The 14524-nt window shown below is 34.2% G+C and carries 19 protein-coding genes; 1 reads left to right on the forward strand and 18 read right to left on the reverse strand.

Translation table 11 applies throughout. The features are described 5' to 3' along the window. Window position 1: 1 nt before the first annotated feature. From K5783_RS09955 to K5783_RS10020, 14 genes are all read right to left on the reverse strand, one after another. On the reverse strand, window positions 2-445 hold the full coding sequence (locus K5783_RS09955; protein WP_109876282.1) for an iron-sulfur cluster assembly scaffold protein: 444 nt from the start codon (window positions 443-445) through the stop codon (window positions 2-4). Continuing rightward, a complete protein-coding gene (locus K5783_RS09960) occupies window positions 442-1686 on the reverse strand; it encodes a cysteine desulfurase (RefSeq protein WP_297474103.1) in 1245 nt (414 codons plus the stop codon). Before K5783_RS09960 ends, K5783_RS09955 begins: the two co-directional genes overlap by 4 nt. A gap of 3 nt (window positions 1687-1689) precedes the next feature. Beyond that, window positions 1690-1998: a non-heme iron oxygenase ferredoxin subunit gene (locus tag K5783_RS09965; protein ID WP_366939186.1), complete on the reverse strand. Its 309-nt coding sequence runs from the start codon at window positions 1996-1998 to the stop codon at window positions 1690-1692. 5 nt (window positions 1999-2003) lie between these two features. Beyond that, entirely contained in the window at window positions 2004-3404 is a 1401-nt protein-coding gene (gene sufD, locus K5783_RS09970) for a Fe-S cluster assembly protein SufD (RefSeq protein ID WP_297474106.1), read from the reverse strand. Window positions 3405-3429: 25 nt separating this feature from the next. Continuing rightward, window positions 3430-4830: a Fe-S cluster assembly protein SufB gene (gene sufB, locus K5783_RS09975; protein ID WP_297474108.1), complete on the reverse strand. Its 1401-nt coding sequence runs from the start codon at window positions 4828-4830 to the stop codon at window positions 3430-3432. A gap of 362 nt (window positions 4831-5192) precedes the next feature. Then, the gene (locus K5783_RS09980; protein WP_297474109.1) at window positions 5193-5993 is read right to left on the reverse strand and encodes a uroporphyrinogen-III synthase; all 801 of its coding nucleotides are present in this window, start codon (window positions 5991-5993) and stop codon (window positions 5193-5195) included. Continuing rightward, window positions 5993-6733: a uroporphyrinogen-III C-methyltransferase gene (gene cobA / locus K5783_RS09985; protein ID WP_297474111.1), complete on the reverse strand. Its 741-nt coding sequence runs from the start codon at window positions 6731-6733 to the stop codon at window positions 5993-5995. The genes K5783_RS09980 and cobA overlap by 1 nt, the downstream gene beginning before the upstream one ends. Then, entirely contained in the window at window positions 6730-7665 is a 936-nt protein-coding gene (hemC, locus tag K5783_RS09990; RefSeq protein WP_297474112.1) for a hydroxymethylbilane synthase, read from the reverse strand. Before hemC ends, cobA begins: the two co-directional genes overlap by 4 nt. Then, window positions 7662-8939 (reverse strand): glutamate-1-semialdehyde 2,1-aminomutase, encoded by a 1278-nt coding sequence (hemL, locus tag K5783_RS09995; RefSeq protein ID WP_366939187.1) that lies wholly within the window; start codon window positions 8937-8939, stop codon window positions 7662-7664. Before hemL ends, hemC begins: the two co-directional genes overlap by 4 nt. A gap of 135 nt (window positions 8940-9074) precedes the next feature. Next, window positions 9075-9239 (reverse strand): hypothetical protein, encoded by a 165-nt coding sequence (locus tag K5783_RS10000; RefSeq protein ID WP_297474115.1) that lies wholly within the window; start codon window positions 9237-9239, stop codon window positions 9075-9077. Between the two features lie 88 nt (window positions 9240-9327). Further along, window positions 9328-9450 carry a hypothetical protein gene (locus K5783_RS10005; RefSeq protein ID WP_297474116.1) on the reverse strand — a complete coding sequence of 41 codons (123 nt, stop codon included), beginning with the start codon at window positions 9448-9450 and terminating at the stop codon, window positions 9328-9330. Between the two features lie 234 nt (window positions 9451-9684). Then, a complete protein-coding gene (locus K5783_RS10010; protein ID WP_297474118.1) occupies window positions 9685-9921 on the reverse strand; it encodes a hypothetical protein in 237 nt (78 codons plus the stop codon). Between the two features lie 266 nt (window positions 9922-10187). Beyond that, window positions 10188-10865 (reverse strand): aquaporin, encoded by a 678-nt coding sequence (locus K5783_RS10015; RefSeq protein WP_297474121.1) that lies wholly within the window; start codon window positions 10863-10865, stop codon window positions 10188-10190. 2 nt (window positions 10866-10867) lie between these two features. Continuing rightward, a complete protein-coding gene (locus tag K5783_RS10020; RefSeq protein ID WP_297474122.1) occupies window positions 10868-11269 on the reverse strand; it encodes an arsenate reductase ArsC in 402 nt (133 codons plus the stop codon). A gap of 40 nt (window positions 11270-11309) precedes the next feature. Between K5783_RS10020 and K5783_RS10025 the strand changes: the two genes are divergently transcribed. After that, window positions 11310-11609, forward strand: coding sequence for a metalloregulator ArsR/SmtB family transcription factor (locus K5783_RS10025; protein ID WP_297474123.1), 300 nt, complete (start codon window positions 11310-11312; stop codon window positions 11607-11609). On the opposite strand, the gene K5783_RS10030 is transcribed toward K5783_RS10025, so the two are convergent. Genes K5783_RS10030 through pstB form a run of 4 tightly spaced genes read right to left on the reverse strand, consistent with a single transcriptional unit; the run spans window position 11606 to window position 14444 of the window. Beyond that, window positions 11606-11908: a P-II family nitrogen regulator gene (locus K5783_RS10030; protein WP_278975555.1), complete on the reverse strand. Its 303-nt coding sequence runs from the start codon at window positions 11906-11908 to the stop codon at window positions 11606-11608. The two genes, K5783_RS10025 and K5783_RS10030, sit on opposite strands and share 4 nt — an antisense overlap. Next, a complete protein-coding gene (locus tag K5783_RS10035) occupies window positions 11905-12990 on the reverse strand; it encodes a sodium-dependent bicarbonate transport family permease (protein ID WP_297474125.1) in 1086 nt (361 codons plus the stop codon). The genes K5783_RS10030 and K5783_RS10035 overlap by 4 nt, the downstream gene beginning before the upstream one ends. Before the next feature lie 47 nt (window positions 12991-13037). After that, window positions 13038-13697: a PhoU domain-containing protein gene (locus tag K5783_RS10040; RefSeq protein WP_297474127.1), complete on the reverse strand. Its 660-nt coding sequence runs from the start codon at window positions 13695-13697 to the stop codon at window positions 13038-13040. After that, window positions 13698-14444 (reverse strand): phosphate ABC transporter ATP-binding protein PstB, encoded by a 747-nt coding sequence (gene pstB / locus K5783_RS10045; RefSeq protein WP_366939191.1) that lies wholly within the window; start codon window positions 14442-14444, stop codon window positions 13698-13700. It lies immediately after the preceding gene. Window positions 14445-14524: the final 80 nt, after the last annotated feature.

Consider the following 14524-nt stretch of genomic DNA (forward strand, 5'->3'; position numbering starts at 1 on the left):
ACTAGTACAGATTTGCTGCCTCTTCTTTTAGTTTATCTACATCAGAAGTATCTTCCAGATGTTTTCCAATGTATGTGTAAAGGGCAGATTTTAGTACCTTAAGAGAAAGCAAGGCACATTTTATACGAACAGCCTGGAGATGTTCAAGACCAAGTTCACTCAAGACATCATTTTTCTCAATTGCTCTTGCTTCATCAAGAGTTTTACCTTTTGTAATTTCAGTTAATACCGAAGAGCAGGCCATGCAAATTGCACATCCTTTTCCATGAAATTTGATATCGCTGATTTTGTTCTCATCAATTTTCATGTCAATGTCTATGCTATCACCACATAGTGGATTTGAATCATGAAAAGTGACATCAGGATTTTCAATTTCTCCATAGTTGATCGGATTTCTAGAGTAATCCACAATCATTTCATGATAAATGTCTGCATTGCCACTCATAATTTGAACACCTTCGCTACAATATTTAATGAATTTACAAGAATGTCAACATCCTCCTTAGTATTGTAAATGTAAAAACTTGCCCTCGATGTAGCTGCAACGTTTAGGCGCTCCATTAACACTTGGGCACAGTGATGTCCAGAACGAACTGCGATTCCCTCCTCATCAATAATTTGAGCTACATCATGCGGGTGAACATCTGCAAAATTAAAGGAAATAACACCACCACGTTTTGACATGTCTTGTGTACCATAGATATGAAGTCCTTTAACTGCAGATAATTTTTCTAGAGCATATTTTGTTAACTCAATTTCATGTTCTCGTATGTTGTCCATTCCAATTTTTGTAAGATAATCAATTGCAGCTCCAAACCCAATTACATCTGCAATGTTTGGAGTTCCCGCTTCAAATTTGTATGGCAAATCATTCCAAGTAGTTTCATACTTGTGAACTTCTCTGATCATATCGCCACCTCCATGGAATGGAATCATTGTTTCCAAGACAGATTTTCTAACCCATAAAACACCAATTCCTGTTGGACCTAGCATCTTATGCCCAGAAAACGCAAAAAAGTCACATCCTAATTTTTCAATATCAACTTTCATGTGAGGCACTGCCTGGGCACCATCAATTAAGGTAAGAACACCTGCAGCCTTGCATTTTTCAATTATCTTTTCAGAGTTAGTAATAGTTCCAAGAACATTTGACATCAAACTAAATGTTACAAGTTTGACTTTACCTGTTGCAAGATATTTATCAAGATCATCCAAGATCAATTCCCCATTATCATCCATTCCAATGTATTCTAATTTGGCATGTTTTTCTTGTGTAAGAAGTTGCCATGGAACGATATTGCTATGATGCTCATATTCAGTAGTAACAATAATGTCACCTTCTTTGATATGAGGCCGCCCCCATGAATAAGCAACAAGATTAATTGCTTCAGTAGTACCTCTAACAAAAATAATTTCTTGACGATCTTTAATATTGATAAAATTTGCAATTTTATCTCTAGTTGCCTCATAGGCCTCAGTGGCTTCTTCAGCTAGTGCATAAACTGCTCTGTGAATATTTGCGTTATGATGCTGGTAATAATCAGTAATTGCATCAATTACCTGATTTGGTTTTTGTGTAGTTGAAGCATTGTCAAGATAAACAAGTTGTTTGTTATCTCTAACAGTCCTTTCAAGTATTGGAAAATCTTTCCTTATATTTTCAAATAAAGATTCAGTACTTTGCATATCTTAAAGCTCCACGTAAATTTCGCTGGCATCTATTTTAACATTGTATACTTTGAGAGGGATTTCGGCAGGAAGATTTTGTGGTTTTCCATTCTCCAAATTAAAAACAGAGAGATGTAATGGACATCGAACACCTTCGTCACTAAGAAAACCTGTTGAAAGATCTGCATCAGCATGAGTACAGATTAAATCAGTTGCATGAATTTTTCCTTTAAGATTAGCGAGTAGTAATTTTTTATCACCATGGACAAACCTGAAAAGTTGTCCTTCTTTCACCTGTTCCAAATTACAAGCTTTTACCCATTCTGACAAAATTATCACCGATACTTGTAGTGTTGTTCAATCTCTGCGTCTTCATTATAACGTGTCTCCTCTATTTCAACAAACTTGGCTAATTCTGCATCAGTGTTAATTGTGAGTTCACGGTTTTCCCATTTAGATTCAATTAGATATGCAATCCATGCTCTTACTTGGAATGACATTTTCCTGGAAAGGGGCTCTAAGAATCCTTCAACAATAGTTCTTTCTGCCTCTTCATGAGTAAGGCATCTAGTTTGAAGATAAAATATTTGTTCTTCGTCAATTTGTGCTACAGAAGCAGAGTGTGTGGCTTTTACATCATTTGTAAAGATCTCCAATCCCGGAATTGCGTCAGATTTTGCATCTTTATCTAAAAGGATAGAACGTCCAGACAAAAATGAATTTGATTTTGCTGCATGTTCTTTAATTCTAATCATTCCTTTGAAAAGAGATTTTGATTTGTTTCTAAGAATTGATTTTTCAACGACTCTAGCTTCAGTAGATGGGCTTTCATGATTAACATTAGTTTGTATATCAAATGATTGTTCATCATTTCCAAATATTACTTCAGAATCATTAGCAGATGCACCACTACCATTAAGAAAATACTCAATCTTGTACCTTGATAAAATGGAACCAAACAATCCAGAGTACCAATTTACTTTAGCATCTTGTGCCAAATCAGTACGTCTTGTAGAAAAGTTAACGGTATGCTGATCCATTAGTTGCAAAGTGGTAACATCTAATTGTGCATTTGCAGCAACACTGGCATTTAGTAATTCAAGATATGCAGGTTGTTTGTCGGTTTTAGGAGAATAGATTTCTTGGACAATGGCAGCTTTGCTATTTTCATCTGCAAAGATAATATTTCGAGCAATGGTTGAATTGCCATCTTCAGACAAACATGCCAAAAAATGAATTGGTTTCTCCAGGATGAGATTCGAGGGGATGTGGATAAAGACTCCAGAATTAAACGCGGCATTGTTTAGTGCAGTAAATTTATCATCATTTGAGTTTGAAGCCTCTAGTGCTTTTTTTACCAGCTCAAAATGGTTTTGAATTGCATCAGATATTGAAGAGATAACAAGTCCTTTTGATTTTAAATCATCAGAGATATTGATTTTGTGAACGTTTGTACCAATTTGAATAATACAAGTTTCACTTCCCAACTCGGTTAGTCTTTTGTTTAAGAAACTTGGAACTGTTTCAGTAGTGGATGTTGAAAGTAATACTTTCTCAGGATCCATTTTTTTAGCATCAGTGTATTTGTTGTAAAGTGGAGACATTTCAATTGGGAGACTGTCATAGATAGACAATGAATTTTTTCTGTAATCTTTGAGCCATTCAGGTTCATTCCTGGATAATGAAATTTCATCAATATGACTAGTGTTGAGTTTTGAGAGTGATTCTTGAGACATTTTTAATCAAAGTAAAATTGGGAATTTATCCCACAGAGTCATCCATCTCTAGCTTGATTAGTCTATTTAGCTCCACTGCATATTCCATTGGAAGTTCTTTTGTAAAGGGTTCCATGAAACCATTAACAATTAATGAAAGTGCTTCTTCCTCTGTAAAGCCTCTAGTCATTAAATAGAAGATTTGCTCATCACCGATTTTTCCAACTGTTGCTTCGTGTGTAATTGTGGCATCTTCTTGATTGATTTCCATGTATGGATAAGTATCAGTCTTGGATGTATCATCTAAGAGTAATGCATCACATCTTACAGTGGCTTTTACATTTGTAGCACCTTTTGCTACATTTAGTAATCCTCTGTAAGTTGAACGTCCATCAAGTCTGCTTACTGACTTTGATGTAATTTTAGAAGTGGTATTTGGTGCAAGATGAACCATTTTAGCACCTGTATCTTGATGCTGTCCCTTTCCTGCAAATGCGATAGAGAGGGTTTCACCATATGCTCGCTCACCCATGAGATAGATTCCAGGGTATTTCATTGTCAATTTACTTCCAATGTTTCCATCAATCCATTCAACTGTTGCACCCTCATATGCATAAGCACGTTTTGTAACTAAATTGTATACATCACTGCTCCAGTTTTGGATTGTGGTGTATCTTAGTTTAGCATCTTTGTGTGCTACTAGTTCTACAACTGCAGAGTGTAGAGATTCTGAAGAATAAACAGGAGCAGTACATCCTTCAATATAATGAACTTCTGAACCTTCATCAGCAATGATCAATGTTCTTTCGAATTGACCAATGTTCTCAGCATTAATTCTAAAATATGCTTGTAGTGGCATATCAACTTTGACGCCAGGTGGAATGTAGATAAACGAACCACCACTCCAAACTGCACTGTTGAGTGCTGCAAATTTGTTATCCTCAGGAGGAATAATTTTACCAAAGTATTTCTTGAAAATTTCTGGATATTCTTTAAGAGCCGCGTCAGTATCTAAGAATAATACACCTTGTTTTGCCAAATCTTCTCTTAGACTGTGATAAACAACTTCAGATTCATATTGTGCGCCAACACCTGCTAAGAATTTCTTTTCAGCTTCTGGAATTCCAAGTTTATCAAATGTTTTTTTGACACTATCTGGAACGTCATCCCAGTTCTTCTCTACTTTGTCAGACGCTTTTGCATAATAGTAGATATTTTGGAAATCAATAACACTGAGATCTCCACCCCAAGTAGGCATTGGTTTTTTCATAAAAATTTCATAAGATCGTAATCTAAAATCAAGCATCCATTGTGGTTCATCTTTCATCTTACTGATGCTAATCACAGTTTCCTTAGACAGTCCTTTCTTGCTAAGATGAACATAAAGTTCTGTAGAGTCTTTAAAATCATATTTTGAATAATCCATATCGAGGTTTTCAGTTGCCATGCTCATCATAACCCCGTTATATTATAAATACATGAGGAAAAATAGGCATAGCTAAATAGCTTGAGCTAAAATTAGGTCTTAGCAATAAATTGAGATCAATTATTCTCAGTACATGAAATACGCATTGAAAGGCATCACAACAATCAGAATCATAGGCCCATATGAGATTCCAAAGAAGGACAAGTTCAAGATAGAACTGGGAAAATTCCAAATTAGATGATACATTCCAATTCAAATTATTAAAAATTCAAAAAAGATTCATCATAGTAATTTACTAACACATACAAAAATTATTTTTGTATTTTTAACTATTAGAAAAAAAGGGTTCTTTAAAAAAAATACATCATAGAAATTAATAAACTCTAACAGTTTGAAAGAATTTGTTTCATAGTGTTAAAAGAGCCCAAAACAGTATGAACTTGAGATATAGTATTTTTCACATTAAATTTTTTAAGTTCATCAGCTGTAAAAGGACCGATAGCAACCACGGATAATTTTTGTAAATTTTCAAGTAGTTTTGATTCATCAAAGTCTTTTTGCATTATCTCAAAAAAGCCACGAACAGAAGACGCACTAGTAAAAACAATACCATCAACTCTATCTTGAAAAAATAATTCTCGAAACTCATTCCACTGAGTAGTGTCTCTAAATGCACATACATCATAAAGATGAATTTCTAACACATCAATTCCGATTTTGTTTAATAGTTCTTTTAAAAATGGAGTTGAGGCACCACTGCGAGGAACAATGACCTTTTTTCCAACTGCATTGATTTGTGTAAATTCCTCACCAACACCAACAGATGAAAAAGTTGTAGGTTGAAGGTTTACTTTAATTCCTTCAGATTCAAGGGCGGTTGTAGTTTTTGGACCAACAGACATCACTATGGTATTTGCTACAGCCAGTTGCAATTTGTCTAATTTACCAACATGTTTTGCAGTATCAAATAGCAGTTTTACTGCTTTTGAGCTCATAAAAACAGAATAATCAGGACAGTATTTCTCAACAGATTCCAAAAATTCATCAACAATTTTCTCTCCCTTACTTACAAGCTCAATTGTAGGTAATGGAAGTGCCTTTGCATGGTTTTCTTCGGCAAGGGCAATGAATTCAAATGCATCATCTTTTGAACGAGTGATTGCGATAGTTTTCCCATCAAGCATTATTTCCACCCAATACTTTCTGACAAATCAACTACATTTCCAATAATAATATTTGTGGGAGGGGTGATTTTATTTTCTTTAACTTTTTTTGCAATATTTGTAACTGTTCCTTTAATCATTTTTTGATTAGGAGTAGTACCATTTTGAATTACAGCTACGGGGGTTTTCTTATTCATTCCTCCAGCAATAAGTTGCTTGCAAATAACATCAATTCTTGAAAGCCCCATCATAATTACTATAGTATCAACAGACTTTGCCAATCTTTTCCATTTGACAATCTCTTTTTTCTTTTCAGGATCTTCATGACCAGTTACAAAAACTACCGATGACGCATATTTTCTGTGAGTAAGAGGAATTCCAGCATATGTTGCAGAACCAATTCCAGAAGTAATTCCCGGGACAATTTCATATTTTACTTTATTTTCTTTTAGAAATTCTGCCTCTTCACCACCGCGACCAAAGATAATAGGATCACCACCTTTTAGTCTAACAACATGTTTTTTAGATTTCGTGTATTTTACCATCAAGTCATTAGTAGTATTTTGATGAGCAGTATCATCCCCTACTGCTCTGCCAACGTAAACTTTTTTGGTAGATTTTGGAATCATTGAAATAATTTTTTTGCTTACCAATCTATCATACAAAACAACATCTGCTTTTTTGAGTAACTCAACAGCACGTAATGTAATTAATTTATGATCTCCAGGTCCTGCGCCAACAAGATACACTTTTCCAGTCATGTAGTATTCCATTCCTCCACTTTTTCTCTCCAATTTAATGCAAGATCATTTACTCCTTTTTTACGTAATTCTTCGCCCACATTTTTGCCAAGAGACGCAGGATCATTTTTGCTACCAGTTTTGGTTACATGTAATGATTGTTTTCCATCAACAGAAAATGCAGTAACTGTAAGAGTCATTTCAGTTCCACTGGATTTTGCATACGCACCAAGAGGAAATCTACATCCAGAATCTACATAGTTGGATAATGCTCGCTCTGCTTCAATTTCTAATCTAGAGTCTGAATCTTCAATTTTTTTTAACATAGAGATTGTGTCTATATCATCAGATCTGGCAACAATTGCTATTGCACCTTGCCCAGGAGATGGAGAAAAATCATGTATCGATAATGGTGAGAACTTTATATCAACACCTAATCTTGAAATTCCAGCTTGTGCAAGAACGATAGCGTCAAAATTTTCTCCAGATGTTTTTTTTATTCTTGTTTCAATATTTCCGCGTATTGGTTTTACTGTAACATCAGGTCTTTTTCTTGAAACTTGAACTGCGCGTCTAAGTGAGCTGGTTCCAATAACTGCACCTTTTTTGATATTTTCCAAAGATGAGCCATCGGATGAAATAAAGACATCATTTACTGCTTCACGTTTTGGAATACACGCGATCATGAGACTTTCATCTAGCTCCGATGGAACGTCTTTTAGACTATGAACTGCAAAGTCTACTTCTTTTTGCGATACTGCTCTATCTACTTCTTTTTCAAATATCCCTTTTTGGTTTATTGTAAATAATGGCCTTGAATCAGTATCGCCTTTTGTAGTGATGGATTTAATTTCATATTCACATCCAGGATTCACTTTTTTTAGTTCGGATATCACCCAATTTGTCTGAGCTACTGATAATTGACTTCCTCTAGCACCAACTTTGTACTTCAATGTTTCACCGATTTTAATGCTGCATCATATGCATCAAGTGTCTTGTTTAGATCATTTTCAGTGTGAGCGTCAGATAGAAAAACTACTTCAAACTGCGATGGCGCAATGAATATTCCCTTTTTCAATAATGCTCTGAACATTTTTTGAAATTTCTTAGAATCTGCTTTTTTTGAAGTTTCGTAATTAATCACGGGTTTGTTTGTAAAGAAAATCTGAAACATCGATGCGGTAAAGTTAATTTGATGCGCAATATGCATGTCAGTGGCCATATCATCCAATGCAGTGGTAAATAAAAGATTGAATCTCTCAAGTTTAGAGTAGAGTTTGTTTTTCAATTTGTTTATTGTCTTAATTGAGCTAATTGCAGCACTAACAGATATAGGATTTCCAGCAAAAGTACTTGCCTGATAGACTTTACCCCCAGGTGACAACAAATCAATTATTTCTTTTCTTCCACCAACTGCAGCAATTGTAAAGCCATTGCTGAGAGCTTTGGCCATAGTAGTAATATCAGGTTTAATTCCAAAATGCTCTTGAGCTCCACCAGGAGCTACCCTAAATCCTGTAACTACTTCATCAAAAATTAGCGGGATGTTGTTTTCTTTAGTAATTTTTCGCAAATCATAGAGAAAATTTTTTTCAGGCAGAATCAAACCCATGTTAGCTAAAATTGGTTCCACGATGACTCCTGCAATGTCTTTATTTTGTTTAATTGTCTTTTGAAAATCTTCAATGTTGTTGTACTGTACAACCAAAGTATTTTTTGAAACTTCATCTAAGCCACCATCTGAAACAGAAATGCCATTATGTGCCGAGCCAGATCCTGCTTTTACTAATACAGAATCATGTGCGCCATGATAACATCCTTCAAATTTGATTATCTTTTTCTTTTTTGTAAAACCACGTGCCAATCTAATTGCAGTCATTGTTGCTTCTCCTCCAGTGTTCACTAATCGAACTTTGTCAATCGATGGAAAGTTTCCAATGATTAATTTTGATAATTCAATTTCAGCTTCTGTTGGAGTACAATAAAGAGTTCCTTTAGAAAGTTGATTTGAAACCGCATTGATAATCTCTTTTCTTTTATGCCCCAACAGTAAAGCACCATATCCATTACAAAAATCAATATACTTTTTGTTCTCGACATCCCAAAGATATGCACCGCTTGATTTTTTTGTAAAGAATGGATATGGTTCAAAATACCTAACAGGGCTATTCACTCCTGACGGGATGACTTTCTTTGAATCTGAGAATAGTTTTGAATTAGTCATCAAAATAGACTAAACAAGGTCATTATTATTCGTAAAAGATATGATTTTTAGAGTTTTTTAGGTATGGAATATCCAATTAAAGGATCATCAGATTTTTCTTGTTTGCACCAACAATTCGGACTACAATTTCTCGACTTTTCAGTCATCAAACTCTCCTTTAATGTTCTTCCCATCATTGCAACCAAGATGATTCACTTGCGTGGATTCACGTACAGCCTGTTTGATGATGTCCGCTACTTCTTTTGACAATAGGAGTTTTGAAAATGAGGAATTGTCATGCTCAAGGAAGGGAGTAGCGCACATTAATCATACATATACAAAATTTGTTAAAACATGATTGTAATTATTTTCCATAACAAACTAAAAGTTTGTAATCTATATAGAAAAAAGTTCATCCAAGCTTGTTACAAATATCGTCACAGTTTGGACAAAATAATATATCGTCTGCAAACTTTCCACGTCTTAAAATCTCGGTTTCATTATTTCCACATTTTTCACATTGTATTTTTTGCATTAGACTAGGTATTTTATTTTAGATCTAAAAAAATAACCTAAAGGATTTATGGTAAATATGTAAATAGAAACAATTTACATAGTTGACGAATTAAAACCATATTCTTGTTTACAATCATGAAATTTCGGCAATGATTTTCCATTACAATTATGACAGACATCTTGAAACAAAAAATTACAGTGCTGGCACTTTAGATGATTTTTTATAAACCAACCACATGTTCTACAACATTCATCAGGCATTATATATTTGAGAATTCTTTGATACCCAATCAAAATCTCTTAGTACAAATAAAATTCTCTTTGCAAGATAATTAGGAATTACATCTAAATCACATACAACTAAAATTAATCCTTCAGTATATGGGAAAATTAATTCTAAGAAAGTTTCTCTTTGTACAATTATGAAATTGAGTGGTCCAACTATATCATCAAATTCTTTACTAAGTGATGTTTGAAGGGTTCTTTGCATGAAAAACATCTCAGTTTCAGATTTAGACAGTTTTGTAAGAATACTATCATTACGAAATCTGGATTCAAAGACTCGCCCATTGTAGTTAATTGAAGATACAAAAAATATCCGCTCATTGGACTCCAAGATATCTTCACATAGGCGTGAAATGGCTAAACTTTGTTTAAAATCAGATGATATCATAACTAGTATTAGCAGAACAAAGACTAAAGCAGTAAGTAATTAGATTCGATAAAACTCCGTAGTCTATGTAGTTGACAGTATGGCTATAATTCTCGTTTTCTTTGCATTTGAAATTTTTTCCTAAACAAAAATGCAACGATAATTGTTCCAACATAAGGCGCACTCCAATATAGCCAAAGATTTTCCAGCACTCCAGATAACAATGCAGGAGCCAATGCCCTTGCAGGATTCATTGACGCACCAGAAATAGATGCCAAGAAAAAGATATCCAAACCAACAATACCACCTATTGCAACTCCACTAAACCCCTTCAATCCTTTCGTGTACACTACAGTAAAAATAACTGCCATCAATAATGCAGAAGCCAACACTTCAACGGGAAATATTAAAAATAGTGAATAGTCATAGTTGGGAGCATTTGCACCAAGGTTTGCTTCTTTTCCAATAAACGTCATTACAAATAAAGAACCAAGAATTGCGCCGATTATTTCTGCTGCAAAGTACCACATAATTTGAATTTTTGATATGTGTCCTGTAATGTAATATCCTATTGTGACTGCAGGATTAAAATGGGCAAGAGATATTTTCCCAAAAGAATAGACCCCTATAATTAACGCAATAAATGGAGTAACTGCAGCAAACCAAATTCCATAGTAACCTCCAATTTGAACGTCATAGACTATGGAGCCAGTTGCAAATATTACAAGAATAAATGTTCCAATCAACTCAACTGCAAATATTTGAAGATTAGAATAAGCCATGATCATACATCTAATTTTTTTATGAGATTCAAAACTTCATTTTTAATCTGATCACGAATTTCTCTTACCTGTTCAATGTCTTTGTTTTTTGGATCAGTTATATCCCAATTAATTATATCTTTGACAAAAAGTGCAGGGCATGATTCTTGATCCATACAACCCATATTCACGGTAATTGATTGATCAATCATTTCATTTGTCAACACTTTTGGTTTTTGTTTTGCAATGTCTATTCCAATCTCTTTCATTGTTTGAACTACTAGTGGATTAAGTTCAGATTTGGGTTGAGTTCCAGCACTTATCACATCAAAATGGGGAGCAAACTCTCGAAGAAATCCTTCTGCCATCTGGCTTCGGCCAGCGTTTTCTACGCACACAAAAAGAACTTTTTTCGGCTTAGCCATAAAATCAAATAAATATTGGTTCATATAAATTTAAATTGATATGAATGGAATTAGTCTTTTAAAATGTATTTGTGATGAAACAAGGTTTGGAATTCTAGAGTTATTGCAGAAAAACAAAGAATTGTGTGTAAATGATTTTGTCGAGAAATTAAAAAAAGATCAACCGCTAGTATCCCACCATCTAAAGACATTGAAAAAATGCGGTATTGTCAAATCAAGAGATGAAGGAAAAAAGGCAATGTATTCAATTTCAAATAATCAATTATCAGTGTTAATATCAAGTGTTACAAATGCAAGTAAAAAAATTCCGGTTTTGTGTTCTGAGGATTCTTGTTGTTAAAACTTTTCAGTCCTAACAACACCAACATCACTAACATAAAGTACAATAGCAAAATTCGCAAACAGCGTTCGGGATATTTCCTCAACAACATCAGATAATTTCTCTTCACGCATAATTACTTCAACTTTAACATTTTTTTCATTTTTAAAACCCTGACCACGTAATCCACGTGCACCATTTCCATCAACCTCATAAGTCGTATATCCTGTTATTTCATGATTTTTTAAAATTTCAAGAATATTTTTTTGAGCAAGAATTTCACATACAATCGTAAGTAATTTTACATTGTAGAGTTTCATATCCAGTCCTTTATGATATAATTGAATAAGTCTATCGATCCTTCTCCGGTGTGAACAATGGATGAGATTGCAAACATTATTGGCAATAATACAATGATGTTGTAAGGAAATGTAATTCCCAATGCAGATGTAATGTAAAGACTAGGTTTTGCTTGAGGGATTGTATGACGCAATACTGCAGGCGCTGCAATAAACGAAGCACTAGCCAATAACAAACCAAACATTACTGCACCACCAAGACTCAATCCCAGTGCGGTTGCAACTAAAACTCCAACAATTCCATTAAAAGTAGGCATGATTACTGCAAACGCAGTCAAAAAAACGCCCACTTTTTTCATATCATCTAATCTTTGACCTGCAATTATTCCCATTTCAATCATGAAGATCACTATAGCACCAGTAAACATTTCATCAAAAACAATTTTGATTGAACTAAATCCATTTTCCCCAATAATGTATCCTATAATGATGCTTCCAAGCAGAATGACGATAGCTTTGCCAGTGATTGATTCATGTAAAACTTGAGACAGTTTTGTTTTGCTGCTTTGTATTCCAATTTCAATGTCAGAGGCATCATCTGTTGTAAAAGGTTTTTTCTTTACTTTGATTTGTTTTGAAACTGCCATGTTAGTCAAAAATATTGCCAGGATAAATGCAAGGGGTTCCAGTACAGCTAAAATAGCTGCAAGATACCCTTCTGATGAAACACCTTGGTTTTTAAGAAAAGATAATCCAACTGAAAAAGTTACAGCACCTACTGCGCCATATGTAGATGCTAAAGCATACGAATCAAAGATATTGAATTTTCCCAATCTTCTCAAAATTTGGTAATGGTTTAACGTAAACAAAAGCGAAAGTCCAATTGCGGCCAACATTGGAATCAGCATATTCTCAAATCCAGTATTCCTCATTTCAATTCCACCATGAAGACCAATTGCGGCTAAAAGATAGATTGGCAAGAATTCAGAAATTGCTTCAGGTATTTTCAAATCAGATTTTATTCTAGCTGCAATGATTCCAAACAAAAAGAATAGGATAATTGGAGTAAGGAGGTTAGATTGAATTAATTGTAAAATATCCATTGTAATATTTCAAAAAATTTTGGCCAGAATAAAAATTAATGTATGATTCAGTCTTGTTTTGTATGTGATGCTATTCGTTCTTCACTAGGGCGGTGTTTTCCAGTAACTATGTAATTTATTGCATCACTCATGAATACGGCATGATCACCAATTCGTTCCAAATATCTAAGCAATAGTGCCTCTGCCAAAGCACATTTTGTATTATTTGATTCAATTAGTTTTGGCAATCGTTCTTTGTATATCCTATCAATTACTTTTTCATCTTCTCTGATTTTGATTGCTTTGCGAACATCAAGTTCTGCAAAAGACAACACAGCTTCTTTTATCATGTGTTTTACTTTTTTTGTGGATTCAATAAGTGAAGCATTGGTACATTTTGAGACATCACCAAACAAATCTCTAACTTGGGTTATATCATAAGCATATCTTCCAAATCTAGAAAAAGCATAAGATATTTCAGTGGAAGATCTTATGAATCTAAAATCATCTGCAACTGGCTGGTATTTTAAAAGCATGTCAAAGGTTAAATCTTCAACTTCATAGTATTTTGAACGAATGGAATTAGACAATGAATGAACTTTATCTATTGTGTTTGTTCCATCAAGATAAGAGTCAATTGCAAGAGATATTGATTCGACTACCATATCACCCATCTCCCCCATGATAAAAGAGAGTTTTTGAAGAGAAGGATCAATTAATCGAGTCATTTATCCGAAATGCCCCTGTACATATTTTGCAGTCAAATCATTTTTTGGATCTGTAAAGAGTTTTTTTGTTTCTCTAAATTCAATTAGGTCACCCAAATACATGAAACCAGTGTAATCAGACACTCTGACTGCCTGTTGCATGTTATGTGTTACAATGATTATGGTATACTCTTTTTTTAATTCGGTAATTGTTTCTTCAATTTTTTGAGTTGCAATAGGATCGAGTGCGGATGCTGGTTCGTCCATCAATAAAACTTCAGGTTGTATTGCCAACGCCCGCGCAATACATAGACGTTGTTGTTGGCCTCCAGACAACTCAATAGCAGATTTGTTCAAGTCATTTTTTACTTCATCCCACAAATAAGCCATTTTTAGCGAATCTTCTACTATTTCATTTAGAATTTTTTTATCACGCACGCCGTTTAGTTTCAAACCTGCTGTAACATTATCATAAATGGACATTGTTGGGAATGGGTTTGGTTTTTGAAAGACCATCCCAACTTTTCTTCGGTGATAAATAGGATCTATGGATTTATCATAAAGATCAATGTTATCAATCATAACTTTCCCTTCAACTTTGGCATTTTTTGTCATATCATGCATTCTGTTAAGACATCGCAGGAAGGTAGTTTTGCCACATCCGGATGGACCAATAAGGGCCGTAACAGATTTTTCTTTAAACTTCATTGTAACGTTTTTGACTGCAGGAATCCCATCATATCTAATTGTGACATTTTCTGCAACCATTTTGTATTTTTCAGAATCAACAACAGATGATGGAGTTGATGGGATTTGTTCTTCGGTGTTTGCAGGTTTAATACTCAATG

This window comes from Nitrosopumilus sp., assembly GCF_025699125.1.
Taxonomy (GTDB): domain Archaea; phylum Thermoproteota; class Nitrososphaeria; order Nitrososphaerales; family Nitrosopumilaceae; genus Nitrosopumilus.